This window comes from Thermomonospora echinospora (genome assembly GCF_900108175.1).
Taxonomy (GTDB): domain Bacteria; phylum Actinomycetota; class Actinomycetes; order Streptosporangiales; family Streptosporangiaceae; genus Thermomonospora; species Thermomonospora echinospora.
The window spans coordinates 582765-609035 of record NZ_FNVO01000001.1 but is presented as its reverse complement, the minus strand read 5'-3'; the positions used below and the strand labels follow the sequence as shown (position 1 = coordinate 609035).

At 72.8% G+C, this 26271-nt stretch carries 26 protein-coding genes; 6 read left to right on the top strand and 20 right to left on the bottom strand.

Annotation, left to right across the window (positions count from 1 at the left end):
* Positions 1-35 precede the first annotated feature (35 nt).
* The 6 genes from C4U03_RS02745 to C4U03_RS02720 are packed head-to-tail and all read right to left on the bottom strand — an operon-like array spanning position 36 to position 6755.
* Positions 36-905, bottom strand: a complete 870-nt coding sequence (locus C4U03_RS02745; protein ID WP_235017588.1) for an HpcH/HpaI aldolase/citrate lyase family protein — start codon at positions 903-905, stop codon at positions 36-38.
* Positions 898-2367 carry a dihydroorotase gene (locus C4U03_RS02740; protein WP_103935977.1) on the bottom strand — a complete coding sequence of 490 codons (1470 nt, stop codon included), beginning with the start codon at positions 2365-2367 and terminating at the stop codon, positions 898-900. The genes C4U03_RS02745 and C4U03_RS02740 overlap by 8 nt, the downstream gene beginning before the upstream one ends.
* The gene (locus C4U03_RS02735) at positions 2364-3806 is read right to left on the bottom strand and encodes an MmgE/PrpD family protein (RefSeq protein WP_103935976.1); all 1443 of its coding nucleotides are present in this window, start codon (positions 3804-3806) and stop codon (positions 2364-2366) included. Before C4U03_RS02735 ends, C4U03_RS02740 begins: the two co-directional genes overlap by 4 nt.
* Positions 3803-4672 carry a cyclase family protein gene (locus C4U03_RS02730; RefSeq protein WP_235017586.1) on the bottom strand — a complete coding sequence of 290 codons (870 nt, stop codon included), beginning with the start codon at positions 4670-4672 and terminating at the stop codon, positions 3803-3805. Before C4U03_RS02730 ends, C4U03_RS02735 begins: the two co-directional genes overlap by 4 nt.
* Positions 4673-4728: 56 nt before the next feature.
* Positions 4729-5946, bottom strand: a complete 1218-nt coding sequence (locus tag C4U03_RS02725; RefSeq protein ID WP_235017584.1) for a CaiB/BaiF CoA transferase family protein — start codon at positions 5944-5946, stop codon at positions 4729-4731.
* Positions 5943-6755 carry an IclR family transcriptional regulator gene (locus C4U03_RS02720; protein WP_103935975.1) on the bottom strand — a complete coding sequence of 271 codons (813 nt, stop codon included), beginning with the start codon at positions 6753-6755 and terminating at the stop codon, positions 5943-5945. The genes C4U03_RS02725 and C4U03_RS02720 overlap by 4 nt, the downstream gene beginning before the upstream one ends.
* 601 nt (positions 6756-7356) lie before the next feature.
* Here C4U03_RS02720 and C4U03_RS02715 point away from each other — a divergent pair.
* Positions 7357-8694, top strand: coding sequence for an FAD-dependent oxidoreductase (locus C4U03_RS02715; RefSeq protein ID WP_103935974.1), 1338 nt, complete (start codon positions 7357-7359; stop codon positions 8692-8694).
* A gap of 69 nt (positions 8695-8763) precedes the next feature.
* On the opposite strand, the gene C4U03_RS02710 is transcribed toward C4U03_RS02715, so the two are convergent.
* The 11 genes from C4U03_RS02710 to C4U03_RS02660 form a co-directional block, all read right to left on the bottom strand.
* Entirely contained in the window at positions 8764-9687 is a 924-nt protein-coding gene (locus C4U03_RS02710; protein ID WP_103935973.1) for an ABC transporter permease, read from the bottom strand.
* Positions 9684-10610, bottom strand: coding sequence for an ABC transporter permease (locus tag C4U03_RS02705; protein ID WP_103935972.1), 927 nt, complete (start codon positions 10608-10610; stop codon positions 9684-9686). Before C4U03_RS02705 ends, C4U03_RS02710 begins: the two co-directional genes overlap by 4 nt.
* Positions 10607-10900: a hypothetical protein gene (locus C4U03_RS02700; RefSeq protein WP_103935971.1), complete on the bottom strand. Its 294-nt coding sequence runs from the start codon at positions 10898-10900 to the stop codon at positions 10607-10609. Before C4U03_RS02700 ends, C4U03_RS02705 begins: the two co-directional genes overlap by 4 nt.
* 6 nt (positions 10901-10906) lie before the next feature.
* Positions 10907-11938: an ABC transporter ATP-binding protein gene (locus C4U03_RS02695; protein ID WP_103935970.1), complete on the bottom strand. Its 1032-nt coding sequence runs from the start codon at positions 11936-11938 to the stop codon at positions 10907-10909.
* A complete protein-coding gene (locus C4U03_RS02690; protein WP_200826985.1) occupies positions 11935-12987 on the bottom strand; it encodes an ABC transporter ATP-binding protein in 1053 nt (350 codons plus the stop codon). The genes C4U03_RS02695 and C4U03_RS02690 overlap by 4 nt, the downstream gene beginning before the upstream one ends.
* Positions 12984-14081 (bottom strand): class I SAM-dependent methyltransferase, encoded by a 1098-nt coding sequence (locus tag C4U03_RS02685; RefSeq protein WP_103935969.1) that lies wholly within the window; start codon positions 14079-14081, stop codon positions 12984-12986. Before C4U03_RS02685 ends, C4U03_RS02690 begins: the two co-directional genes overlap by 4 nt.
* A 3-nt stretch (positions 14082-14084) precedes the next feature.
* Complete coding sequence (locus C4U03_RS02680; protein WP_103935968.1) at positions 14085-15641, bottom strand: ABC transporter substrate-binding protein; 1557 nt, start codon at positions 15639-15641, stop codon at positions 14085-14087.
* Between the two features lie 184 nt (positions 15642-15825).
* Entirely contained in the window at positions 15826-16131 is a 306-nt protein-coding gene (locus tag C4U03_RS02675) for a hypothetical protein (RefSeq protein ID WP_103935967.1), read from the bottom strand.
* A complete protein-coding gene (locus tag C4U03_RS02670; protein WP_103935966.1) occupies positions 16128-17186 on the bottom strand; it encodes a class I SAM-dependent methyltransferase in 1059 nt (352 codons plus the stop codon). Before C4U03_RS02670 ends, C4U03_RS02675 begins: the two co-directional genes overlap by 4 nt.
* Before the next feature lie 101 nt (positions 17187-17287).
* On the bottom strand, positions 17288-18544 hold the full coding sequence (locus C4U03_RS02665; RefSeq protein WP_235017582.1) for an FAD-dependent oxidoreductase: 1257 nt from the start codon (positions 18542-18544) through the stop codon (positions 17288-17290).
* A gap of 216 nt (positions 18545-18760) precedes the next feature.
* Complete coding sequence (locus C4U03_RS02660) at positions 18761-19531, bottom strand: IclR family transcriptional regulator (RefSeq protein WP_160146895.1); 771 nt, start codon at positions 19529-19531, stop codon at positions 18761-18763.
* 148 nt (positions 19532-19679) lie between these two features.
* On the opposite strand from C4U03_RS02660, the gene C4U03_RS02655 reads away from it, so the two are divergent.
* Genes C4U03_RS02655 through C4U03_RS02635 form a run of 5 tightly spaced genes read left to right on the top strand, consistent with a single transcriptional unit; the run spans position 19680 to position 23985 of the window.
* Positions 19680-19973: a Dabb family protein gene (locus tag C4U03_RS02655; protein WP_103935964.1), complete on the top strand. Its 294-nt coding sequence runs from the start codon at positions 19680-19682 to the stop codon at positions 19971-19973.
* Positions 19966-20610, top strand: coding sequence for an isochorismatase family protein (locus tag C4U03_RS02650; protein ID WP_103935963.1), 645 nt, complete (start codon positions 19966-19968; stop codon positions 20608-20610). The genes C4U03_RS02655 and C4U03_RS02650 overlap by 8 nt, the downstream gene beginning before the upstream one ends.
* On the top strand, positions 20607-21500 hold the full coding sequence (locus tag C4U03_RS02645; RefSeq protein WP_103935962.1) for an isocitrate lyase/PEP mutase family protein: 894 nt from the start codon (positions 20607-20609) through the stop codon (positions 21498-21500). Before C4U03_RS02650 ends, C4U03_RS02645 begins: the two co-directional genes overlap by 4 nt.
* A complete protein-coding gene (locus C4U03_RS02640) occupies positions 21497-22240 on the top strand; it encodes a maleate cis-trans isomerase family protein (RefSeq protein WP_103935961.1) in 744 nt (247 codons plus the stop codon). The genes C4U03_RS02645 and C4U03_RS02640 overlap by 4 nt, the downstream gene beginning before the upstream one ends.
* Positions 22241-22296: 56 nt before the next feature.
* The gene (locus C4U03_RS02635) at positions 22297-23985 is read left to right on the top strand and encodes a carbon-nitrogen hydrolase family protein (RefSeq protein ID WP_103935960.1); all 1689 of its coding nucleotides are present in this window, start codon (positions 22297-22299) and stop codon (positions 23983-23985) included.
* A gap of 73 nt (positions 23986-24058) precedes the next feature.
* Here C4U03_RS02635 and C4U03_RS40985 read toward each other — a convergent pair whose 3' ends face one another.
* From C4U03_RS40985 to C4U03_RS02620, 3 genes are all read right to left on the bottom strand, one after another.
* Positions 24059-24223, bottom strand: coding sequence for a hypothetical protein (locus C4U03_RS40985; RefSeq protein ID WP_200826984.1), 165 nt, complete (start codon positions 24221-24223; stop codon positions 24059-24061).
* A gap of 180 nt (positions 24224-24403) precedes the next feature.
* On the bottom strand, positions 24404-25336 hold the full coding sequence (locus tag C4U03_RS02625) for a coiled-coil domain-containing protein (RefSeq protein ID WP_235017580.1): 933 nt from the start codon (positions 25334-25336) through the stop codon (positions 24404-24406).
* Positions 25337-25581: 245 nt separating this feature from the next.
* Positions 25582-26022: an HNH endonuclease gene (locus C4U03_RS02620; protein ID WP_103935958.1), complete on the bottom strand. Its 441-nt coding sequence runs from the start codon at positions 26020-26022 to the stop codon at positions 25582-25584.
* Positions 26023-26271: the final 249 nt, after the last annotated feature.

Sequence of the window (26271 nt, the reverse complement as noted above, 5' to 3'; positions counted from 1 at the left end):
CGTCCCGGAGATGTCGATCAGGGCCGATCATGCCCTCATCCGCCCGGCGGCCTCCCGCCGGGGGTGGTGCCGGGGGTGGCCAGGAGTCGGCGGGCCTGGCGGATCACCGCCTCGTCCACCATCTGGCCCCGCTCGTCCAGCACCACCCCCGAGTCCGCCTTCTCGAAGCGTTCGACCAGGTCTCGGGCCCGGGCCAGCTCCCGCTCGGAAGGGGTGAAGACCTCGTGCACGACCGGCAGCTGGGCCGGGTGGACGCAAGCGCGGCCGTAAAAGCCCAGCCGCCGCAGCGCCTCGGTGGAGCGGCGCAGCGCGGCGGTATCGCGGAAGTCGGTGCTGACCGGGCCGAGCGGCGGGCCGATCCCGGCGGCGGCCGAGGCCAGCACCACCTGGGACCTGGCCCACAGCAGCTCCCGCTCGTCCGGGCCCGGCTCGACCCCCAGGTCGGCGCGCAGGTCGGCCTCGCCGAGCTGGAGCCGCACCACCCGCCGGCACCGGGCCAGCGCCGGGGCCGCCAGCACGGCCGCGGCGCTCTCCAGGATCGGGCTGAGCGCGATCCAGGGCGCCTCCCCGAGGGCCTCGTCGAGCGCGGCAAGGTCCTCGGGGGTCTCCGCCTTGGCGACGCACAACCCGGTGACGGCGGGCAGAGCGACCGCGCGGGCGTCTGCCAGCCCGCGCAGCCCGGGGTTGACCCGCACCCAGATCTGCGGCGGGCCGCCGGCGGCGGCCAGGCCGGCCAGCCAGGCGGCGACCTGCTCGCGGGCGCGGTCCTTGGCCTGCGGCGGGACCGCGTCCTCCAGGTCCACGATGAGCGCGTCCGCGCCCCGGTCCGGTGCCTTGGCCAGCTTGCCGGGCTGGTCGCCCGGCACGTACAGGGCCGACCGGATCGGGGCGGGCGGCTCAGTCACGGCCGTAGGGGCGGGACAGATAGCGGCCGACGGGGTCGCCGATGACCTTGCCGTCCTCCAGCACCCGGTGGCCGCGCACGAAGGTGTCGGTGACGCGGGCGGTCAGCTCGAAGCCCTCGAACGGGGTGTACTCCTGGGTGGACTCGGAGTCGGCGGCCCGCACCGTCCAGGTCCGGTCGGGGTCGACCAGGGCGATGTCGGCGTCGTAGCCGGCGGCGATGGCGCCCTTGCCGCGCAGGCCGTAGCGGGTGGCGGGGTTCCAAGAGGTGAGGGCGGCGATCCGGCCGTAGGACAGGCCCCGCCGGCGGCCTTCGGTGATCATGCCGGGCAGCAGGTACTCGGCGCCGCCGAACCCCGACTTGGCCAGGAACACGTCCTCGCGCGGCTCGCCGAACTTCAGCTCGTCGCGGCAGCAGGCGTGGTCGCTGACCACCCAGTCGACGGTGCCGTCCAGCACGTACTCCCACAGCGCCTCGACGTCCTCGCGGGGCCGCAGCGGCGGGTTGACCTTGCCGCCGATGCCGCTGGCGGTGGTGATGTCGGCCAGCAGGTGGCCCACGGTCACCTCGCGGCGGAAGTCGATGTGCGGGAACGCCCGGCTCATCCGCACCGCGGCGTCCACGGCCTTGCGGGAGGACAGGTGCAGCAGGTTGATGGTGGGCAGGCCGGTCTCGTGCGCCAGGTAGGAGGCGATGGAGACGGCCAGGCCCTCCGAGTGCGGCGGCCGGGAGGCGCTGTAGGCGGCCAGGCCGGTCAGCTCCCCGGCCTCCTCCACCATCCGGGTGTAGGCGGTCATGATCTCGGCGGTCTCGCAGTGCAGCGACACCGAGATCTCGTCGGCCAGCTCGGGGAACCGCTCGCGGGCGGCCTGCACGCCGCGCATCACGAACTCGAAGTGCGCGTAGTCGTACCGCTCGTCCTCGGGGATCATCAGGAACGAGCTCTGGTTGGCCGAGCGGCCGTGCAGTCCGTGGCTGCCGTAGAACATGAAGATCTTGAACGAGGTGACCCCGTGCCGCTCGACGAGGTCGGGGATCTCCTCGATGTGGCGGCGGGACATGGGCGCCAGGTGGAAGGCGTAGTCCACGTGGGCGCGGCCCTGCGAGGCCGCCAGCACCTCGGGGAAGAAGTCGGCGTAGTCGCCGCCCTTGTTGAGGTAGTACTGGCCGGTCCGCATGTAGCTGAGCGCGGAGGTCACGCCGCCCTGGGCACTGGCGCGGCTCTCGGAGGCGGTGTCGTCGGCCAGCGGGTTGTAGATGCCCCAGTGCTGGTGGGCGTCCACCACGCCGGGGAAGGCCAGCCGGCCCTTGCCGTCGACCACCTCGGGCACGCCCTCGACGGCCAGGCCGGGCGCCACCGTCGCGATCCGGCCGCCGGCCACGCCGATGTCGGCGGTGACGGGCTCGTCGCCGTCGTGGTTGACGACCCTGACGTTCTTGATCACCAGATCGTGCGCGGTCATGCCGTGTCTCCTGTCCCTGTGTCGAACTCCGCCAGGGGGCGGAGCAGCCGTTCGGCGGCGCCCTCCAGCTCGGCGAGCCGGCGCACCAGGTCGGTCACCCGTCCGGCCGCCTCCGGCGGCAGCCATCCGGTGGTGTTGTCGGTGAACTTGCGGGCCAGCTCGGCCTCCGACAGCGGCCGGTCGGGGCCGCCCCGATTGGCGAGCACCTCGTGCCGCCACACCCGGCCGTCGGTGTCGCGGGCGGTCAGCACGGCCGGGAACTGCTGGGGGAAGATCTTGGTGGCCTGCTCATCGGCGACCACCTCGACCCTGGCCATCAGCTCGCGGCGGCGCGGGTCGCGGGCCAGCTCGTCGGTGTAGTCGGCCAGCGCGGCGCCCAGCCCGCCGCCGCCCAGCAGCCCGACCGCCACCGCGTACGGGCCGCTGAACTGGGCCTGGTAGCCGGTCTCAGGGGCCCGCTTGACCTCGATCGGCTGGCCGATGGTGCGGATCACCGGGGCGGGCACGCCCAGCGTCAGGGACTCGACCCGGTCGGCGTCCAGGCCCTGCTCGCGCAGCGCCATCGCCGCGTCGACGGCCGCGTGGGTGAAGTGGTTGGCCGGGTACGGCTTGAAGAAGATCCCTGGAACATGCCAACGGACGCCCAGCCCGCAGGTGAGCTCGTCACCGTCGTAGTCGCCGTGCAGGAACGCCTGGAAGAACCCGAAACGCCCCTCCAGCACGGTCGGCGGCCCGGTGAAGCCGCGCCGCACCAGGTCGGCGGCGGTGACCGCGGAGTGCGCGGCCCAGCCGCAGTGCAGCCGCTTGACGGTGCCGCCGGTCCGGTTGGCCTCGATCACCCCGGACGCCATGGACGCGGCCACGCCCAGGCAGTCCATCAGCCCGTCGCGCGACAGCCCCAGCAGCAGGCCCGCCGCGACCGCGCCGCCCAGCGCGCCGCAGATGGAGGTGGCGTGCTGGCCGTGCTCGAAGAAGATCGAGTTGCCCGCGTCGGGGTCGTAGCCGGCCATCCCGATCCGCACGCAGATCTCCAGGCCGAGCGCGACGGCCCGGATCAGCTCCTCGCCGCTCGCGTCGGCCAGTTCGGCGGCGGCCAGCGCGGCGGGCACCACCGAGGCGCTGGGGTGCAGCACCGACGGCAGATGGGTGTCGTCGTAGTCCAGCGAGTGCGCCAGCACCCCGTTGGCCAGGGCGGCCAGTGCCGCCGGGACCTTGCCGGGGCCGCCGCCGACGACGTGGGCCTGCTGGGCGCCGCCCTGGTCGCGGACGTACTGCACGATGGCGGTGCTGGTGGGCAGGCGGTGCGCGGCCACGCACAGGCCGAGCACGTCCAGCACCCGTTTGCGGACGCTGTCGACGACGTCGTCGGGAAGGTCCGCAAAGGAGGTGCCGGCGGCGAAGTCGGCCAGCACGCGGCTGTAGGACGGCCGCTCGGTCATCGGTCCTCCCCCTGCGGGCGGCCGACCAGCGCCAGCGGGCGGACCGGGGAGCCGGTGGCGCCCGTCAGCCGCAGCGGCGACAGCACGAACGTGAACTCGTGCGCCCCGGCGGCGGCCACCTCCTCCAGGTTCAGCGTCTCGATGATGTAGATGCCGGACTCCACCAGCAGCACCCGGTGGGCGGGCAGCACGCTGTGGCCCTTGCCCGGGGGCAGGCACTCGAAGGCGATGGTGTCGGCCCCGGCGGCGTGCACGCCACGGTCGGCCAGCCAGCGCGCCCCGGCCTCGCCCACCCCGGGAACGCCGCTGGCGGCGCCGATGTAGCGCTCGCGATCCGGGTCGTCGAACAGCCGGCCCCAGCCGCTGCGGACCAGCACGACGTCACCGGCGCCGACCTCGGTGCCCTGCCGTCCGGCCGCCCGCTCCAGGTCGGCGGGGGTGATCTCGTAGCCGGGGTCGCAGCCGTCCACGCCGAGCGCGGCGGGCACGTCCAGCAGCACGCCCCGGCGGACCATCGGCTCGATGGTGTGGACGCCGTGCTCCAGGTAGCGTCCGCCCGCGCCGGCCTGCGCGGCGTCGGCGCCGCCGAACAGCCGCCCGTCGTGGGACACGTGCGCCAGCGCGTCGATGTGCGTGCCGACGTGCGTGCCCATGACCAGCATGTCGTTGGCGGCCGAGCCGCCGTCCGGGCGCACCATGTCGCCGTGCCGGCGGGGCAGGGTGTGCCAGTAGGCGGGATGGTTGGGCGACTGCGGCATCCCGATGTACAGCGGGCGGCCCAGGTCGTGCACGCGCACGCCGCCGCGCACCGCCTCCAGCAGCGGGTCGCGGCCCTGCCCGGCCCGGGTCGTCGTGTCAGTGGTCACGTCGTCTCGTCTCTTGCTCGCTTACTCGCTTGCCTGGGGGTCGATGGGGCGGCCGGTCAGGCCACGATCCGCCGCTCGCGCAGCGCCCGTACCTCGCCGGGGTCCAGGCCGAGCTCGCCGACCAGCACCTCGTCGGTGTCGGCGCCGAGCGGCCGGCCGGTGAAGCGGATCCGCCCGGGGGTCCGCGACATCCGCCACATCACGTTGTGCATGAGCAGCGCGCCCAGGTCGGGATCGGGCACGCTGGTGATCATCTCGGTCTGCCGGATGTGCGGGTCGTTGACGATGTCGCGGGCGTCGTAGACGGGCGCGATGGCCGCCCCGGCCTCGGTGAACGCGGCGAGGACCTGCTCGCGGTCGCGCGCGCCGATCCACTCGCCGACCATCTTGTCGAGCTCCTCGACGTGCTCGACCCGGCCGCGCCCGGTGGCGAACCAGGGCTCGTCGATCACCTCGGGATGCCCGACCAGGCGCATCACCCGTTCGGCGATGGCCTGTGCGCTGGTGGAGACCGCCACCCAGTGCCCGTCGGCGGTCCGGTAGGTGTTGCGGGGCGCGTTGTTGGTGGACCGGTTGCCGTGCCGCGTCTCCACGATGCCGAGCTGGTCGTAGACGGTGGGGGCGGTGCCGACCGCCGTCATCAGCGGCTCCAGCAGGCTCATGTCGATCACCTGGCCGCGCCGGTCCGGCGAGCGCTCCCGGTGGAACAGCGCCATCATCGCCGCCGCGGACGCGGCGATCCCGCACACGCTGTCGGCCAGGCCGAACGCCGGCAGCGTGGGCGGGCCGTCGGCGTCACCGGTCAGGTGCGCGAACCCGCTCATCGCCTCGGCCAGGGTGCCGAACCCGGCCCGGCCGGCGTAGGGGCCGCGCTGCCCGAACCCGGTGACCCGGACGATCACCAGCCCGGGGTTGACCTCGTGCAGCCGGTCGGGGCCCAGCCCCCAGCGCTCCAGGGTGCCGGGGCGGAAGTTCTCCACCAGCACGTCGGCGGTCTCGGCCAGGCGCAGCAGGATCGCGGCGCCCGCAGGATCGGACAGGCTCAGCCCGAGGGTGCGCTTGTTGCGGGAGATCTCCTTCCACCACAGGCTGTGGCCGTCCTTGGAACGGCCGTGCCCGCGCATCCCGTCACCGGCGGTCGGATGCTCGATCTTCAGCACCTCGGCGCCGAAATCGCCGAGGATCTGCGCGCACAGCGGGCCGGCCAGGATCGTCGAGACGTCGATCACTCGCAGCCCCCGCAGCGGGCCGTCCATCACGTTCGGGCCGCTCATCCGGCCACCTCCTCGGCGGTCTCGTCGTCGGGGCGGAAGCCGAGGTCGGTGGAGATCGCGGCGGCCGCCACCTGCACCTGGGCGCCCAGCGCCTCGCGGCGGCTGCGGGTCAGCATGTCCTGCGGCCCGCAGACCGAGATCGAGCCGACCACCTGGCCGATCGCCCCGTGGATCGCGGCGGCGACGCTGGCCGCGCCGGACTGCCGCTCACCGGCACTGGCCGCGTAGCCCAACCGGCGGATGCGGGCGATCTCCTGGCGCAGCGCCTCGGCGGAGGTGATGGTGGCGTCGGTGACACCGTCCAGCCGGTGGTGGGCGATGTAGTCCGCCACCTCGGCGTCCGGCAGCGCGGCCAGGATGGCCTTGGACGAGGACCCGGCGTGCAGCGGATGCCCGCTGCCCAGCGCCACCGACATCCGGATCTCGTGCGGCGACAGCACCTGGTCGACGTACACCCGCGACCAGCCCTGCCGCAGCGACAGCGTCGCGGTCTGCCCGGTGCGCTCGGCCAGCGCCACCAGATGGCGGTGCGCGACGGCCGGCACGTCCAGCTCCCGCATCGCGGCCAGCCCGATGTTCAGCGCCCCCGCGCCCAGCCGGTAGACCTTGGTCTTCTCGTCGAACCCCAGGAACCGGCCGCTCACCAGCTCGCGCAGGATGCGGTGGGCGACCGCCTTGGACAGCCCCGTCTCCCGGGCGATCCGCGAGACCCCCAGGGGCTGCGGCGACCGGGCGACGGCGTCGATCACCGCCAGCGCCCGTGCGATGCCCGACCGCGACGGCCCCGTCTCCTGCTCATCGACACTCATGCGATCCCCTCGGCGCACCCGCCCGGACCGGGCGGATCCGACGCTTCAATCGTTCGGTTCACCGATACAACGTTTACGAGAACGGAACGATACGCGGTCAACTGAGCGGACGTCAATCGACCGCCCACCCCCTACCCCCCTTCCCACCTGCTTCTTTGCGGCGCCCCGACGGCGGGCAGGAGGCTGGGCGATGACCGAGATCCACTGCCGTACCGGACACCGGAACACCCGACCGCAGGGCCATCGCGAGGCGACCGGCATGCATCACGTGACCGGCCCCGGGCTGGAATCAGCGCTCCATCCCCATGAACGGGGCGAACGATTCCGTTTCGGCCGATGGCGCCACCGTGACCGGCGATCGCGACGACGGGAACCCGGGGATGTCGTCCGGCGGCCCGCAGTCCATGCCCACACCCCCATCACCAAAGCGTTCTGGTCAGCGGAACGAATTTCACCGTCCGAAATTCTTTCCTCCATGGCACTACATCGCTGATCAGAGCGCTCCCTTAGGCTAAGGGGAACGGACCGAAATTAGGGAGAGCAACATGTTCGTTCCGTTCAGCGGAACATATTCGCGGGCGGCGGAAGCGGAGGGGACCCGATGAGCGGTGTCGATCTGGTGGTGGCGGGGGCCGGCGGCGGGCTCGCCGGGGCGCTGCGCGCGGCCTCACACGGGCTGTCGGTGGTGGTCGTCGACGTCGACGAGCACTTCCGGCGGGGCAACAACACCTCGATGTCCACCGCCATGATCCCCGGAGCGGGCAGCCGCTGGCAGCGGGAGGCCGCGATAACCGACTCCCCCGACCGGTTCGTCGCCGACATCATGGCCAAGACGCACGGGCAGGCCGACGAGCGCCTGGCCCGGGCGCTGGCGTCGGTGAGCGCGCCGCTGGTGGAATGGCTCGCCGATGGGGTCGGGCTGCCGATGGAGCTGGTGACCGACTTCCCCTATCCGGGCCACTCGGCGTTGCGGTGCCACACGATCCCCGGGCGCTCGGGGCGGGCGATGCTCGACCACCTGGCGCGGGCGGCCTCCGGAATCGACATGCTGGTCCCCGCCCGGCTGGTCGGGATCGGCGACGGGGCGGCCGTGGTGGAGTACCCGGACGGCGCCCGGGAGGAGATCGACTGCGCCGCCGTGCTGCTGGCCACCGGCGGTTTCGGTGCCGCACCCGACCTGGTGCGGCGGCACCTCCCGGAGATCGCCGACGCGACCTACCACGGCGGCGAGCACGCGTCCGGGGATGCGCTGCGGATCGGCGCGGGACTGGGCGCGGCCACCGCCTTCATGGACGCCTACCAGGGCCACGCGGCCGTGGCGCTGCCCGCCGGGACGCTGGTCGGCTGGGCGACGATCATGCACGGTGCGGTGATGACCGACCGGGCGGGCGACCGTTTCGGCGACGAGACGTGCGGCTACTCCGAGTACGCCGCCAAGCTCGCCGCCCGGCGGGGCGACCACGGCTGGATCGTGCTCGACCGGCGGATCCACGACGCCTGCCTGCCGTTCCAGGACTTCCGCGACACGGTCGAGTCGGGGGCGCTGCACTGGGCGGCCGACACCGGTGAGCTCGCCGAGACGATGGACGTCGAGCCCGCACGGCTGGAGGCCACCCTGGCCGCCGCCGGACGGGCCGCCTCGGGCACGGCGTCCGACCCGTTCGGGCGGACCTGGTGGGAGGCGCCGCTGGAGCCGCCCTACGCCGCGGTGCGCGTCAGCCCGTGCCTGTTCCACACCCAGGGCGGGCTCGTGGTCGACCAGCACGCGCGCGTCCTGCGGGAGGACGGAACGCCCATCGCCGGGCTGTACGCCTCCGGCGGCGCCGCGATGGGCGTCTCCGGACACGGCGCGGCCGGCTACCTGGCGGGCAACGGCCTGCTGCCGGCGCTGGGCCTGGCGTACCTGGCCGCCGACCACCTCGCCGGCGCGGCCGGCTGATCCCCGGGCCGCAACGCCGAGAGGCCGGCTGCCGGCAGCCGGCCTCTCGGTCTTCGTCCCGTACCGGGGTCACCACAACTCGGGATCGTGTTCGGTGCGCACCGAGGGGTTGAAGGCGTCCCGCAGCGCGTCGCCCAACAGGTTGAACGCCACCACGACCACCATGATGGCCAGCCCCGGGAACACCGTCGCCCACCACGCCAGCCGGAGCGTGGTCCGCGAGTCGGCCAGCATGCTGCCCAGAGAGAAGTCCGGCGGCTGGACGCCCAGTCCGAGCATGCTCAGCGCGCTCTCCACCAGGACCAGGACCCCGGCGCTGGTGGACCACAGGATGATCACCGGCCCCAGCACGCTGGGCGCGATGTGCCGTAGCAGGATCGCCGGGGTGCGGGCGCCGATCGTGCGGGCCGCGGTGACGAACTCCATCCGCTTGACCTGCGAGACCGAGTTGGCAATCGTCCGGGCGTAGTTCACCCAGCCCCACACCGCCAGGATGATCATCAGCTTGACGACACCGGGGCCGACCACCGCGGCCAGCGCCACGCCGACCGCCACGAACGGCACCGCGAACTGAACGTCGGCCAGTCGCATCAGCACCATGCCCGCGGTGCTCTCGTAGTAGCCCGCCAGCAGGCCGAGCAGCAGGCCGAACAGCGCCGAGGCGGTGGCGGTGACGACACCGACGACCATGCTGAGCCGCAGCCCGTACAGCAGCCGGCTGAACACGTCCCGGCCCAGGGTGTCGGTGCCCAGCAGGTGGCCGCCCTCCCCGCCGAGCCAGGACGGCGGCCGGCTCGCGGCCGCCAGGTTCTGGGCGGCCGGGTCGGACGGCGCCAGCAGCGGCGCCAGCAGCGCGGCCAGCACCAGCACCGCCAGCAGCACCATCGCGATCCGCCCGGAGGCGTCCGACCAGGCCCGCCGGGCGGTCTCGGCCGCCCGCGACCGGCTCCGCGGAGCCCTGGTCCGGCCGGCCGTCTTGGCCATCGTCGTCATGTCGCCGCCTTCGTCCGCAGCCGGGGGTCGACCAGCCGGACGATCACGTCCATGCCGATGTTGACCAGTGTGATCAGCATGGCCATGCAGAACACGCTGGCCTGCACCAGCGGGAAGTCCTGGTTGGCCACACTGCGGATGAGCAGCGCGCCGAGGCCGTTGTAGCCGAGCAACGGCTCCAGCACCAGCAGCGCGCTGAACAGGAACGAGAACTCGATCCCCAGCCACGCCAGCATCGGCGGCAGCGCGCCGGGCAGCGCGTGCCCGAGCAGCACCCGCCAGGGCGCCACGCCCTTGGACCGCGCGGTGAGCACGTAACCCTCGCCGAACGAGTCCAGCAGCTGTCCCCGGGCCAGCCGGGCGCTGGTCGACACCGCCGCGACGGTGAGCGCGGTCACCGGGATGACCAGGCTGGTGAACCCCTCCCCGCCGGTGGCCGGCAGCCACCCCAGGTTGACCGCGAACAGCAGCACCAGCAGCAGCGCCAGCCAGAAGTACGGCACACTGCCGGTCAGGAACGTGCCCGCCATGAGGAGCCGGCCGCTGAGGCGGCTGGGCCGCAGCGCGGCGGCCACCCCGATCGCGAACGACAGCAGCACCGACAGCACGATCGACGGCACCACGATCCACAGGCTGGGCGCCAGCCGCTGGAAGACCATCTGGGCGGCCGGCTGGTGGAACGCGAACGACTGCCCGAAGTCCAAGGTGAACGAGCTCGCCAGGGCCTTGGCGTACTGCACCGCCAGCGGCGCGTCCAGCCCCAGCCGGATCCGGGTCGCCTCCACCACCTCGGGCGGGGCCTCCGGCGGCGACAGCAGCTCGGCCGGGTCGCCCGACAGCCGCGCCAGCACGAACAGCAGCGTCGTCACACCACAGGCCACCAGGGCCACCAGCAGCAGCCGCCGGACGATGTAGCCGATCACCGGGCGCGCTCCTGTCCCGGCGGCGTCGCGGCGGCCACCGACTCCAGCACGCGTTCCAGGAAGGCCCGCCGTTCGGCGGCCAGCCGTTCGCGCAGCTCGGGTCCGGGCTGGAACAGGTCGATGTCGTCGCGGGTCACCGATCCGCGCTCGCGCAGCAGCTGCTCCAGCACGGCGAAGCGGTCACGCAGCACCCACACCTCGGAGGCGACCTCCAGCAGTGCGTTGAACAGCCCGTCCATGGGGACGGACCCGTCCAGGTAGACCGGATGGTCGGCGGCGAATCCGGGCATGTCGGCTCACCGGCCTTTCTGCGAAGTCAGCGGGGCGACCAGCGGCGGGGCCGCCGGAACATGGACAGGGGCGTCGGTTCCACCCGGCCGCAGTTCCCCGGGGAAGTGGCAGGCGGCGCGGCGGCCCGGGGCGATCTCCACCAGCGGCGGGACGTCCCGCTCGCAGCGCGCCTGGGCGATCGGGCAGCGTGAGCGGAACACACAGCCCGACGGCCGGTCGATCGGCGAGGGAATCTCCCCGGCCGGCAGGATCCGGTGCTCGGCCTGCCGCCGCATCGACACCAGCATCGCGGCATAGGGATGCGCCGGCTCGGCGAACACCTGGGCGGTGTCACCGACCTCCACCAGGCGGCCCAGGTACATGACCGCGACGCGGTGGCTCAGATGCCGGACCAGGCCCAGGTCGTGGGTGATGAACAGGTAGGACAACCCCAGGTCCCGCTGCAGGTCCTGGAGCAGGTTGACCACCTGCGCCTGCACCGACACGTCCAGTGAGGCGGTCGGCTCGTCCGCGACGATCAGCGACGGGTCGAGCATCAGGGCGCGGGCGATGCCGACCCGCTGCCGCTGCCCGCCCGACAGCTCCCGTGGGTAGCGGCCGGCGAACGCGGGGTCCAGTCCGACCCGTTCCATCATCGTCTCGACGGCCCGGCCTCTGGCCCCGGCCTCACCGACCCGGTGCACCCGCAGTGGCTCGGCGAGCACCTCGCCCACCCGCTGGTACGGGTTGAGCGAGGTGGACGAGCTCTGGAAGACCATCGCCATGCGGCGGCGGACCTGGCGGCGCAGCGCGGCCCCGCGCAGCGCGGTGATGTCGGCGCCCTCGAACTCGACGCTTCCGGCGGTGGGCCTGTCCAGCCGGATCAGCATCCGCGCCACGGTGGACTTGCCGCTGCCGGACTCGCCCACCAGGCCCAGCGTCTCACCCCGCCCGACCTCGAAGGACACCCCGTCCACGGCGCGCAACACGCGCCCGCCGGGTATCCGGAAGTCCTTGACCAGGCCGTTGACGCGGGCGACGGGAGCATGGGTGCTCATCGGCCTCCTCCCGCGGGGACCGGGCCGTAGCCCTCGGCGCGCAGACAAGCCGACGCCCGGCCCGGCAGCACGTGCCGGGGCTCCGGCCGTGTCGTCGTGCAGATCTCGTGGACGCTCGGGCAGCGGGCGGCGAACGCGCAGCCCGCCGGCTCCTCGGCGGGCGAGGGCGGGCGGCCCTCGATGGCCCGGAGCCGGCCTCCCTCGGCGGCCCCGGGCGCCGCACGCAGCAGCGACCAGGTGTAGGGGTGGCGGGGTGCGGACAGCACCTCGGCGGTGGGGCCCTCCTCCACCACCTCGCCGGCGTACATCACCACGAGCCGGTCGGCGACGTCGGCGATGACGTCCAGGTCGTGGGTGGCGATCACGATGGAGATGCCCAGCTCCCGGTTGAGCCGTCGCAGCAGTTCCAGGATCTGGGCCTGCGTGGTGACGTCCAGGGCGGTGGTCGGCTCGTCGCACAGCAGCACCGCGGGCCTGGCCACCAGCGCCATCGCGATCACGATGCGCTGGGCCTGGCCGCCGGAGATCTCGTGCGGGTAGCTGCGCATGCGCGCCGGCGGGTCGGGGATGCCGACGCCGGCCAGGGTGTGCTCGACGAGCTCGCGGGCGGCGGCGGCCGACAGCCCGGGGTCGGCGGTGCGCGCCGACTCGACCAGCTGGGCGCCGATGCGCTTCATCGGGTGCAGCGCCCGCCACGGGTCCTGGAAGACCAGCCGGGCCCGGCCCGCCCGCAGCCCGCGCAGCCCGCGGCGCGGCATGGCCAGCACGTCCTCGCCGTCCAGGACGATCGAGCCGGTCACCCGTGCCCCCGGCGGCAGCAGCCGCAGCGCGGCCAGGATGGAGGTCGACTTGCCCGAGCCCGACTCCCCGGCGACCGCGACCACCTCGCCGCGGCCGACGGTGAACGTCACGCCTCGCAGGATCCGCAGCGAGCCCCGCGCGGACGGCAGCGACACCTCGACGTCGCGCATGGCCAGCGCCGCACCCGCCCCGCCCCCGGCCGGCGGCCGGAGCGTCGCGGCGGTCTTCACCGCGCCCCGGATCTTCATGTCCCTCCCTCCTGCGGGCGGCGGGCGAGCGTGACCCACGGGTAGCTGCCGGGGCCGAGCGCCTCCTGCCGCACCTCGGTGAAACCGGCCGCCTCCGCGACGGCCGCCAGGTCGATGCGGGCCGCGGGACGCCACCACGGCTCGTGGCCGTTCTCGGCGTCCCAGTCGTCCAGCCACGCCTGGTACGGGCCGCGTAGCCGGTAGGGGGCCACGTCCGAGAAGACCAGGTCGCCGCCGGGCCGCAGCAGCCGGAACGCCTCGGCGAACACCTTCTCGATCGCGTGCGGCGGGATCTCGTGCAGCAGGATGAAGGAGGTCACCAGGTCGTGGCCGCCGTCGGGCAGGCCGGTGTCCTCGGCGGGCGCCCGCACCAGCCTCCAGTCCATCCCCCGGTCGGCGGCCCGCCGCTGGGCGTAGCGCAGCGACGCCATCGACAGATCCACGCCGGTGATCCGCGCCGCGGGGTACCGCTCGGCGAGCTTGAGCGTGTACTGCCCGGTCCCGCAGCCCAGGTCGCAGATGCTCTCGTAGTCCTCGCGCGGTGCCCGGTCGGCGACGGCGGCGCGCTGCGCGAAGATGTCACCGAACGCCGGCACCAGCAGGTAACGGTAGACCAGCTCGTGGTGGACGAACCCCATGTGCTCATGGCCGTCCCAGCCGCCCCTGGTGCCGTGGAACTCGTACCGCCAGTACCTGGGCACCGTCTCGTCGCCGCGGTCGGCGATGGCGTCCGGATCCGGTGCGGTGGCCAGGGGCTCCAGTGCGTCGCGCCGTGCGTGGAAGGCGTCCACGGCGCGGGGGGTCAGCACCTGGCGGTTCCAGCGCAGCGCGGCGCCGATCACGTCCTGCTCCGGGGTGCCGTCCAGTTCCGCCGCGACCGCCTCGCGCAGCGACTCGATGTCGGCGCCATCGTCACCGCCCCAGGCGGCGATCTGCGGCGACGACTCGATCCGCGCGCGGACCCTGGCGCGCAGCGGGGTCAGCGCCGCGCGCATCCCGGCGAGGAACTCCAGTTCCGCCCGGCCCCGCTGGTCCAGGACGACGGCCGGGTTCATGCCGTCGGGCACCGCGGGGCCCTGCTGTGGGGCCGGCACCGCTCAGCCCTCCTGCTTGGCGACGCCGTCCAGCAGCAGCATCAGCCCGTTGCCGTTGTCGAAGCCGGACACCCCCTTGCGGGTGCCGCCGACCGTGGGCGCCCCGTAGGTGTAGAGGATGTAGGACTGGTCGAGCAGGTGCCGGGCGCAGGCGGCCAGCTTCTGCTCGCGCTTGCCCTCGTCCAGTTCGGTGCGCTGGTCGGCCATCAGCCGGTCCCACGTCTTGTCGTTGACGAACGGCTTCTTGGACGAGGAGACGTGCGTGTAGGGCCGGTCGGCGTCGAAGATCCCGGTGTAGGACGCGCCCCGGTAGAAGACGTGGGCGTCGGAGCCGCTGCGGAAGGACTTGACCCAGACCGGGACCTCGACCGCGTTGATCTTGGGTTTGAAGCCGGCCTGCTGGAGCTGGGCGCCGATCGCCTCGTACAGCTTCTTGTACAGCGACATTCCGAAGATCTCGATCTCGGCGCCCTCCGCCCCGGCGGACTTCAGCAGGCTCTTGGCCCCGGCCAGGTCGTGGGCCGGCCGGGTGATGGACGGGGTGTGCCCGAACACCCCCTTGACCGGGAGCTGCCCGTCCTCGATCACCCCGGCACCGTAGGTCAGCGCGTCGACCAGAGCCTTGACGTCGATGGCCTTGATCGCCGCCTGCCGTACCCGGATGTCGTCGAAGGGCGCCTTGGTGGTGTTGAGCTGGAACATGTTCTGGTTGCCGCTGAAGTCGGAGTGGATCTTCAGATCGTCCCGGCCGGCCAGCGTGCGGATGGTCTCGGCGCCGAGGTTCTGGGCCGCGTCGATCTCCCCGGCCTCCAGCGCGGAGGCCAGCGCACCCGGGTCGGTGAAGTACCGCAGCGTGATCTCGGAGGTCTTGGGGGCGGTCCCGTAGAAGCCGTCGTAGGCGGCGAACTCCACGCCCCGGTCCACCGCGAAGCTCTTGATTCGGAACGGTCCAGAGCCGATCGGAGCGGCCATGAACCCCTCGGGGCCCTTGTCCCTCCAGTATTTCTCGGGCACCACGAAGATCTGGCCGACCCGGCTGAGCAGCAGCGGGTCGGGCGTGCTGGTCTCGATCTCCAGGGTGGTGGCGTCGATCTTGCGCACCTGCTTGACGCCGCCGATGATCGAGGCGTTGGCGTACTGCCTGTCGAGCAGCTCGGAGAAGCTGAACACCACGTCGTCGACGGTCACCGGCGCCCCGTTGTGGAACGTGACACCCGAGCGCAGCCTGAACCGCCACACGGTGTCGCCGCGGCGCGACCACTCCTCGGCCAGCCTGGGCGTCGCGTCGGCGTCACCGCGCAGCCTGCGCACCAGCGTGTCGAACGCGTTGAACTGGAAGGTGGTGTACTGCTCCTGCATCGGGTTCATCGTGTCGTCCACGACCACGGTGCCGATGGTCAGGCTCCGGCGGGCGCCGCCTCCACCCGAGGAGGAGGAACCGGGGCTGCAGGCGCTCAGCAGGCCCGCACCCGCCACCGCACCGCCGAGGGCCAGCCCGGCGCGCAGGAAGTTCCTTCTGTTGAGCGTGGCTTCGGTCCCGAAGACAGAACTCTCGCCCACTGGCTGCTCCTTCGTCTTTCGATCGCCCGCGTGTCGGTTCCGGTGTGATGGCGGGGCGTCGGTCTTGAGATCGTGGTCTGGACGGCGCGTCCCGGTGGGACGCGCCGTCCGCAAAACGGGTGAGGGCACGGCGCTGTGCCGCAACGGTGAACGGGCTGGGGCCAGGGGCGTCGGCGGCGGGCCGTTACCGGCCGGCCGCCTCGCGGGTGGCCGCCGCCACACGGGTGTCGGTGTCGAGGACCGCCCCGAAGACCCGGCTGACGAAGGCTCCGCGCTCCTCCCCCAACCTGGCCAGCAGTTCGCCGGTCGGGCGCAGCGCCTCCACCGCCCCCTCGTCCAGGCAGCCCCGCTCCCGCAGCAGGTGCTCCAGCACCAGGGTGCGGTCCCGCAGGATCCACACCTCTGAGGCCAGCTCGGTGAGCATCCGGGTGATCTCGTCGAGTCGCTCGGACTCCAGATACCGGGGGACGTCGGTCCGGTTCGCCGTCATCGCTGCCGCTCCTTGTGTCCGCGCACGATCCAGGGGTAGTCGCCCTTGCCCAGGCCGTACGCCTGGACGTCGGTGAAGCCGGCCTGCTTGAGCAGGCCCGGCAGGTCGAGTTGAAGGTAGGAGCGCATGAACGGCTCGCCGCGGTTCTCGGTCTCCCAGTCGAGCACCGCCGAGCGGAAGGCGTCGTTGCGGTCGTAGGGGGCGATATCGCCGATGACGATGTCGCCGCCCGGCTCCAGCACCCGGAACATCTCGTGCACGATGTCCTCGGTCGCCTTGGGCGGGGTCTCGTGGAACAGCGTGAAGATCGCCACCAGGTCGACCGAGGCGTCCGGCAGCCCGGTGGCCTCGGCGGCCGCGTGGACCAGCTCCCAGGAATGCCCCTCGTGCGCGCAGCGGGCCCGAGCATACTCCAGCTGAGTGCGTGACAGCTCCACGCCCACGTACTGCGCCTCGGGGAACTCCTTGCTCAGGACGGTGGCGAACCGGCCGTTGCCGCAGCCCACCTCCAGCACCCGGCGGTAGTCGCGGCGCGGCGCCTCACGGGCCACCTGCGTGCGATGGTCCATCAGGTTCTCGCCCGCGCGGGCCGCGCCGACGCCCCCGGGCATGAGGACGTAGCGGTAGCCAAGGTCGTGGATGACCACGCCCATCAGGTCGTGCCCGTCCCAGCCGCCGGTCGTCAGGTGGAAGCCCGCGCCGAAGTAGGCCGGCGGGACCAGGTCCGGGTCCAGCCGCAGCGAGCCGGGGGCGTCCTCGGGCACCTCCAGCCAGCTCTCGATGTCGGCGCGGGCCCGTTCGGCGGCCGGAATCGCCCGGACGTAGATCTCCTCTGCGACGTACCGGGTGAACAGCCTGTCGAACAGCCAGGGCCCGTAGTCGGCCAGCGTCTCGCGCACCGAGTGGCGCCGTCCGACCAGGTCCGGCGGGGGGTCGGGGACCAGCGACGCGTAGCGCGCCGCGGCCGCGGCCTGCAACACCCCGCCGGTGTAGCCCTGCAATGAGCCCAGGAACTCCAGGCCTGCGCGGTCGCGCTGGGCCACCGGTACGTCCATGGCACTACCTGCCTTTCAGTGTGGGTTCGCGATGGTCGTTTCGTGGGGGCGGCGAGGCCGCCGGGTCCTTCCCGCGGCTCGGTCGGCGCTCCGGCCGTCGGTCAGCTCCGGCCGCCGGCGGTCTGCGATACCCGCGCCGACAGCATCGAGGTGCGCAGCAGATGGGCGCGGGCCAGCTCGGGATCGGCGGCGGTGCGCCGCATGTGCTCGTTCTGGCGGACGCGCTCGGCGGGGTCCTCCTCTTGGAGGGCCTCCCAGTTCTCGTGGGTGACCACGCGCACGTAGTCGTGCGCGACGGTGCGGCGTTCGCTCTCGTAACGCTCGATGGGTTCGGGGTCGCCGGCCTCGGCGGCCAGGATCGCGGCCGCCGCGGCGGCGGCGTCGTGGATGCCGCTGTTCATGCCCATGCCGCCCAGCGGATTGTTGATGTGCGCCGCGTCCCCGGCCAGCAGCACCCGGCCGACCCGGAACCGCTCGGCGACCCGCTGATGGACGCGGTAGATCCGGGAATGGGTGATCTCGTAGCCACGGGGCAGCGGGGCCACCGACTGCAGTCGCCGCTGCACCGCCGCGGGGTCGAGGGCGCCCTCCACATCTCGCTCCAGGAGCGGGAACAGCGCGCGCCAGTGCCGCGGCGTGCGCAACAGCACCAGCCACTCCCTGGGGTCGGAGATGTAGTTCACCGAGGCGATGTCCGGGATGAGCTCGGCGAGGTCGTCGGTCGTGGACACCACCAGGAACTGCTCGGGATAGGTCATGCCCGGGAACGGGATGCCGAGGTGACGGCGGATCGCGCTGTGCGCGCCGTCCGCGGCGATCACCCACTTCGCCCGGCAGACGACCGGCTCCCCCTCGCCGTCGGCCGGCTCGACCAGCAGGGTGGCCGCGTCGTCACCGGCGGACCGGTCGACCGACCGCACCCTGGCTCCGTGAACGAGATGAACGTCGGGCAGTTCGGCGAGCCGGGCGCCGATGATGCGGACCAGGTTCTGCTGTTCGCTCTGCAGCCGGTAGGGGAACCGGGTGTCGGCGCCGATGCTGGCCAGGTCGAAGTGGGCGATGAGGCCGCCCTCGCGGTCACGGTACTGGAAGGTGTCGCAGACCAGCCCCGCCTCGTGCAGCTCGTCGGTGACCCCCAGGTCGTCGAGGATCTCCAGGGTCGGCGGGTGGAACGTCGATGCCCGGGACTCGCTCACGTCCTGGTCCGTCAGGGTGTCCCAGCCGGCCTCTTCGAAGACCGCCACCCGCAACCCGGCTCGCGCCAGAGTGAGCGCCGCGGTGGCGCCCACCGGACCGAGGCCGGCGATCGCCACATCGACGTCGCGCGGCGGCCGCCTGTCGTTCAGGCCGAGAAGCACGGATTCCTCCAGATGATCGCATCTCTCACAATGCGGTAACCATGCACTCGTGATGCGGTAGAAACTAGGGACAGAACCCAGGCTACGTCAATGCCAAAAACGGACGTCTTAACCGATTGGTTACGAAAGACGCCCTGGTTAGAGCCCCTGCAACAGGAACGTAACAGGGATTACCGCATTGTGAGAGAGCATCAACCGGTCATGGGGGACCGCCGCTCAGCCGACGGCGACGCCCCGCGCCAGCGCGGCCGAGATCTCCGCCGCCCCGGAGACGACCAGGTCGGTGATGCGGGCGCGGTCGGCCTGCTGCAGGCGATACAGCGGCCCGGCGACACCGAGCGCGGCGATCACCTCGTCCTGGTCGCGGATCACCGCCGAGGTGCCCCAGATGCCGTCGTCGACCTCACCGAAGCTCTCCACCCAGCCCATCCTGGCCACGGTGTCCACGTCCGCCTCGATCTGGTCGCGCTCGTGCTCGCTCAGCCCGGAGACCGACGCCAGGTACCGCCGCCGCTCGGCGGCCGGCATGGAGGCCAGCAGGACCCGCGCGGCCGACCCCTTGTGCAGCACCATCGGCTGACCGGGGTCGAACTGCAGGCGCACCGGGTGCGGGGAGTCGACCCGGTCCACGCACACCGCGTTCCAGCCGATCCGCTTGATCAGCAGCGTGGTCTCGCCACCGGCCTCGGCCACCGACGCCAGCACCGGGCGCGCCACGCTCTCCAGCGTGTCCCCGGCGGCCCGCGCCGCCCGCGCCAGCCGGACGAACACCCACGACAGCCGGTACTCCCCCGGTCCGGCCTCCTCGATCATTCCGGTCTCGCGCAGCACCGTCAGATAGCGGTACACCGAGCTGACCGGCATCCCCAGGGCTCCGGCAAGGTCGGCCACCGAACGCGTGTGATGCCGTTCGTCGAAGGCCAGCAACAGTTGCGCGGCCTTGCGGGAGCTTTCGGCACCACTGCGCCGCCGGGTCTGCTCCGCCACGTCGCCCCTCCTCGTTCCAGGTCGCCGCCGCTTGACCCGCGACGGGCCACGCTCTAGTCTTCCCCTACATAGCGAAAGTGATTCTCTCACAATGCAGTAACCGGGCACGACGTTCCCAACGTCCCGACGCCCGGAGGAACCGTCGCCCATGTTGCGACACATCATCATGCTCCGGTGGACCCCCGAGGCCACCGAGGACCAGAAGAAGGCGGCCGAGGCCGGCTTCCGCGCGCTGCCCGGCGCGATCGCCCAGATCCGCGGGCTGGCCTGCGGCCCCGATCTCGGCCTGAGCACCGGGGCGCACGACTTCGCCGCCGTCCTCGACTTCGACGGCGCCGACGACTGGCGGGTCTACCAGGGCCATCCGGCGCACCGCGCCCTCGTGGACGGCCTGATCAGGCCGATCCTCGACGAGCGGGCGAGCGTCCAGTTCGATGTCTGACCGGCCGGACGACCTGACGGCCGACTACCGGCAGGCCGGCTTCGGCGGGCGGATCGGGCTGGGAGCCCGGCCGGCGCTCATCGTCGTCGACCTGGTCCGCGCCTACCTCGACCCGGACAGCCCGCTCTACGCCGCCGCCGAGCCCATCGTCGGCCGTGTCGCCCGGCTCGCCCGGCACGCCCGCGACCTCGGTCATCCCGTGGCGTTCAGCTACGCCTCGTACACGCCCGGCGGCGCCGACGGCGGCTGGTTCTACCGCAAGGTGCCCGCACTGCGGCTGTTCGACGAGGGATCGCCCTGGGGAGAGCCGCCCGCCGAACTCGTTCCGCGGCCCGGGGACCTGACGGTCACCAAGCAGTACCCCAGCGCCTTCTTCGGCACCTCGCTGGCCGGCACGCTGACCGCGCTGGGCGTCGACTCGGTGGTGATCACCGGGGTCAGCACCAGCGGCTGCGTGCGGGCCACCACCGTGGACGCGCTCGGCCACGGGCTGCGGCCCGTCGTCGTCCGCGACGCCGTGGCCGACCGCGACCCGCGCCCCCACGAGGCGGCGCTGTTCGACCTCGGGGCCAAGTACGCCGACGTCCACGACACCCGGGAGGTCCTGGACCTGTGGAGAGGCGAGGTGAACGCATGAGCGTCCAGAACGGCTATCCGGCCGACCGCCTGCGAGCGAGGATGACCGCCGGGCCGCCGGTGGCGGTCGCCGGATGCCATGACGCGCTCGGCGCACGGCTGGCGGAGGCGGCCGGCTTCGAGGCGATCCACCTGTCCGGCGCGCTCGTCAGCGCGGCCGTGCTCGGCCTTCCCGACCTCGGCTTCGCGGGCGCCACCGACATGCTGGACGCGCTGCGCCGGGTCACGGCGGGCACCGGGCTACCGGTCGTCGCCGACGCCGACACCGGCTACGGCGACCCCCTCCAGGCCGCCGAGACCACCCGCCGCTACGAGCGCGCGGGCGCGGCCGCCCTGCACCTGGAGGACCAGGTGCAGCCCAAGCGCTGCGGGCACTCGGCCGGGGTCCGGCTGGTGGACCTGCCGGTGGCCGTGGCCCGCCTGCGCGCGGCGGTGGCCGCCCGGGAACGGCTCGTCGTCATCGCCCGCACCGACGCGCTGCCGGTCGCCGGTGCGGACGAGGCGCTGCGCAGGGTCGACGCGTTCGCCGCCACCGGCGCGGACGCGGTCATGGTCGAGGGCGCGGTGGACGCCGCGACCGTGCGCCGGGTGCGGGAGGCGGCCGGCGGGCTGCCCGTGGTGGTGAACAACTCGGCGGCCGGCCCGCCCGCCGACCCACTGGACGTCCTGGCCAAGGCCGGCGCCCGGCTGGTGCTGTTCCCGGTGGCGGCGGCGCTGGCGGGCGCGCAGGCGATGCGCGAGACCTACCGCCGCATCCTGCGGGACGGCCGCGCCCCGGACCCCGCGATGACCTGGACGGAACTCAACGACCTGCTCGGGCTGCCCGGCCTGGCCGAGCAGGAGGCCCGCTGGCTGCCCGGCTCCCCTGACCCAAGCGAGGAGATCTCATGACGACCGTGCTCGCCGACCGCTGCGTCTTCGGCGTGATCGTGCCATCCACCAACACCGTGGTCGAGGACGAGTACTACCGCGTGCGCGTCCCGGGGGTGTCCTTCCACACCGGGCGCATCATGATCCGCAACGCGCGGCTGGACAGCGCGCAGGCCTTCGAGAGGTTCCGCAACGATCTGAGCGAGGAGATCGGCCGCGCGGTGGAGTCGGTGCTGACCTGCGAGCCCGACCACCTGGTGATGGGCATGAGCGCTGAGACGTTCTGGGGCGGAGCCGACGGCAACGCCGAGTTCGAGCGCATGATCCGCGAGATGTCCGGGCTGGACGTCACCACCGGGGCGTCGGCCTGCCACGCCGCGCTCTCGGCGCTGGGCGTGCGCCGGATCGGCGTGGTCACCCCGTACCAGCCGATCGCCGACGAGCAGGTGCGCCGGTTCTTCACCGAGCTGGGATACCACGTCCACGCGGTGCGCGGCCTGAGGTGCGACTCGGCCACCTCGATCGCCGAGGTGGGACCCGCCGAGATCCGCGCCGCGTTCGCCGAGGTGGACGGGCCGGACGTGGAGGCGCTCGTCCAGGCCGGCACCAACCTGCCGGTGATGGGCGTGGCCGCGCGGCTGGAGGACGAGCTGGACAAGCCGGTGATCGCCATCAACACCGCGACGCTCTGGCACGCCTACCGCAGCAACGGGATCACCGACCGGGTGCCCGGTGCGGGCCGGCTGCTGGCAACGCTGTGACCTGCCCGGACGGGCCCCAATAAGCTCCGACGAGTTGCAACGAGAGGAAAAGTTCCATGGCAGAGGTTCGGGTCGCGGCCGCGCAGTTCTTCTCCGGCACCGATCCGGTGGCCAACCTGGCGCTGTGCGAGCGGTACGTGCGCCAAGCCGCGGCGCGGGGAGCCCGGCTGGTGGTGCTGCCGGAGAACGCCAACCGGGTCCGCGACCACGACACCAGGGAACGGTGCTGGCGGCACAGCGAGGAACTGGACGGCCCGTTCGTGACCGGGCTGCGGGCCGTCGCCGCCGAACTCGGCGTGCACATCGCGGCAGGCGTCGACCTGCGCGGGGACGCCGAGCCGGTGGTGCACATCGCCTCGGTCCTCATCGGGCCGGACGGCCAGATCATCGGGGTCCACCGCAAGCACGTGCTGTGGGACTACGAGTACACCCTGTTCGAGCCGGGCGACGAGCCCTACCAGGTGTTCGACACCGAACTCGGCAGGATCGGGCTGCTGCTGTGCGCGGACGGGATCGTCCCGGAGACCCCCCGGGCCCTGGGCCTGCTCGGCGCGCAGATCCTGTGCAACTCGCTCAACTCCCGCGGGCCCGACGAGGCGCGCGTGCACGTGCCGCTGCGGGCCATGGAGAACCGGGTGTGGCACGTCGCGGCGAACACGGTCGGCGGGCCGGAGCTGGAGTGGCCGTGGATGGGCGGCAGCCAGATCGTCGCCCCCGACGGCACCCGGCTGGCCGAGGCCGGCGAGGTGGAGCCCGGCCTGGTGGTCGCCGACATCGACCCCGAGCTGGCCGGCGACAAGCAGATGCCGGGCGTGGCCGACCTGTTCGCCTGGCGCCGGCCCGACCTGTACGGGGTGCTGACCCGGCCGCTGGACGCGGTGCCGGCGGCGGCGATGTACGGCCCGGCGCCGGCCGACATGCCGCCGCGCCCGCTGCCGGTCGCGGTGCTCCAGGTGAGCTGGTTCCGCAACACCGAATGGACGGTCCGGCGCGCGCTCGGGCAGATCTCCTTCGCGGGCCGGCGCGGGGCACGGCTGGGCGTGCTGCCCGAGCTCTTCTGCTTCGCGCCCGGCGAGGTGGCCGCCGACCCGGAGGGGGCCGCGGAGCTGTCGCGGGACGTGCTGGCCCGGGTGTCGGCCGCCTGCGCGGAGGTGAAGCTGTGGGTCGCCGTCAACCTGGTGGAGACCGAGGCCGGCCGCCACCACTCGACGGTCTTCCTCGTCGACGACGCCGGCGAGGTCGTCCACCGCTACCGCAAGACGCACCTGACCGACGCCGACCGCGCCTGGGCCACCGCCGGTGACGCGCTCTCGGTGGCCGACACCCCGATCGGCAGGATCGGTTTCATGATCGGCGAGGAGGTGTGGGTGCCCGAGGTGGCCCGTGTCCTGGCGCTCGAGGGGGCCGAGCTGATCGCCCATCCCACCTCGTGGACGACCCCGGAGGCCATGCACGTCGCCGCCACCGAGCGGACCGAGGAGAACCGCGTCCACCTGGTCTCGGCCAACCGGCTCGACAGCCCCGCCGCGCTGGGCAGCCAGGTGCTGCGCGCCGACGACTTCATGCCGGGTCAGCCGATCGCCGTGATGCGCTACCCCACCGGCTACTGGACGCGTCCCGGTTTCGAGGAGCAGCTCCTTATCGAGCTCGACCTGCGTGAGGCCAACGACAAGATGATGGGCCACCACCTCGACCCGCTCGCCAAGCGGCACCCCGGCCTGTACGGCATGTTCACCGCCGGATAGCCCCGTCTCCGCGCAGCCGGCCGGGGCACTGATCGATGGTCAGTGCCCCGGCCGTCTGCTTTCGGCGGGTTCGTCAGGAGGGGACGGCCAGGAGTCGGCGGGCCTGGCGGATCACCGCCTCGTCCACCATCTGGCCCCGCTCGTCCAGCACCACCCCCGAGTCCGCCTTCTCGAAGCGTTCGACCAGGTCTCGGGCCCGGGCCAGCTCCCGCTCGGAAGGGGTGAAGACCTCGTGCACGACCGGCAGCTGGGCCGGGTGGACGCAAGCGCGGCCGTAAAAGCCCAGCCGCCGCAGCGCCTCGGTGGAGCGGCGCAGCGCGGCGATGTCGCGGAAGTCGGTGCTGACCGGCCCCAGCGGCGGGCCGACGGCCTTGGGACGGATGAGGTCGGCGGAAAAGGAGACGGTGGGACTGCTGGGTCAGAGGACCGAAATGTGGACGTGGTCGTAGTGGTTGGCGGTGACGCTGCCGCGGTCCTCCATGGCGCGCCAGCCGCCGCCGCTGCGGACGTCCCAGATCCGCTGGCGCCAGATGACGTACTTGATGCCGAGGCTGGAGGCGTTGCTGGTGGCGTACTGGGCGACCGCGTCACCGTGCGCCCGCGCGTTGGCACTGGGCATGGCGCCACCGGTGCTCTCCATGAAGTCGCACGCCTGGCCGGAGCCGTGGTCCTGGGGGTCGCCGGCGCGGTAGCAGCCGATGGTGGGGAACGGGCCGTACTTGCCGTCGATGGCCAGCAGGACCGAGCGCATTCGCGAGGTCATCGAGTTGCCCACGATCGGGGACTTGGTGCCGCGTACGCCGTCGGGCCGTCCGCCGCCGCTGGAGGGCTGCTCGGGCTGGTACTTGGCCAGCAACTTCTTGACCCGGCCGCGCTGGCTCTCCAGATCCTCGATCTGCTCGCGGACCTCGGCCACCTTGGTCTCGGCGGTCTTGCGCGACCGGCCGGCCTGGGCGGCCAGTTGCTGGAGGTTCTGCACCCGGCGGCCGTTGTTGATGTTGAGGTGCTCGATCATCGCGGCGTCCCTGATCATGGCACCGGGGTCGGTGGCGCCGAACAGGGCCATGGGCTCCAGCCCGCCGTTCATGTAGGAGGTGGCCGCCAGGCGGCCGATCAGCGTCCGCGAGGCCCTCCACTCCTTGTCGAGCCGTTCGGCGTCGGCGGTGGCGCGCTCGGCGGCCTTCTCGGCCTCCTTCAGCGCGATCAGCTCTCCCCGGTATTCCTTGGTCAGCCGATCGGACTGCTTCTTGAGCTTGGCGAGTTCCTTCTCGGTGTCCTTGGGAGCCGTGGGAAGCGCCCCCGCCCCGGGGGCCGGGGCCAGCGCGCCCATCGCCACCACCAGGGCGATCACCGCGGATCGTTTCCACACCGCGCGCCGGCGTGGAGATCGGCGCGGATTCCGCCCGCCGCCGGCCGGGTCGAAGGCCGCCACTGTCTCTCCTCTGGACCGTCGTGGAAGTTGGGCGGCACGCTACCACGATATCCGCACATATCACGACAGGATCACAAACCACATACGGTGATCCCATTGCTACCGGCACACTCCGGCGCCGTGCTGGGGCGGGGCCGGGTCCGGCGAAGGCCCGGCCCGCCCGGTCAGCGGCCGATGAGCTCGTCCCAGCGCGGCACGCGCGGCTCCACCCGCAGCCTCAGCCCCGCCTCGGCCGGGGTGCGGCTGCCCTTGCGGTTGTTGCACCTGCCGCAGGCCAGCACGGTGTTCTCCCAGGTGTCCGCGCCGCCACGCGACTGCGGGACGACGTGGTCGATGGTGTGGCCCCGCCTGCCGCAGTAGCCGCACAGTCCGCGATCACGCAGATGGACACCCCGCTTGCTCCACGGAGGACGCCTGCCGTAGCGCCACCGCATGGCGACGTATCGCACCAGCCTGAGCACCCGCGGCACGGGAAAACTGCCGATGGTCCGGCCTTCCTCCGCCTCCTCGACGACGGCCACTCCACGCACGAGCATGCGAATGGCGTGCCGCAGGTCCACCTGCTGTAACGGCTCGTACGAAGCGTTCAGGACGAGCACGTTCACCGGTCCACCCCCTCTCCGCACTCCCCCGCCATGCCGCTCGGCCGACCCTGCCGTCCCGCCTTGACGACGTGCCGTTCCGCCCGCCAACTCCAGGGGAATACCTGCCGAATTCCTCCAATTCCGCCTGTTTCGGCGGCCCCCGATCAGAGTGCCTTTCCGACCCTTCACCGGCAAGGCATTTTTCCGCCCGTATCGGCGGCTCCCGGCCATCCCGGACGCCCTCGACACCAGCCGCTCCAGACCACGCCG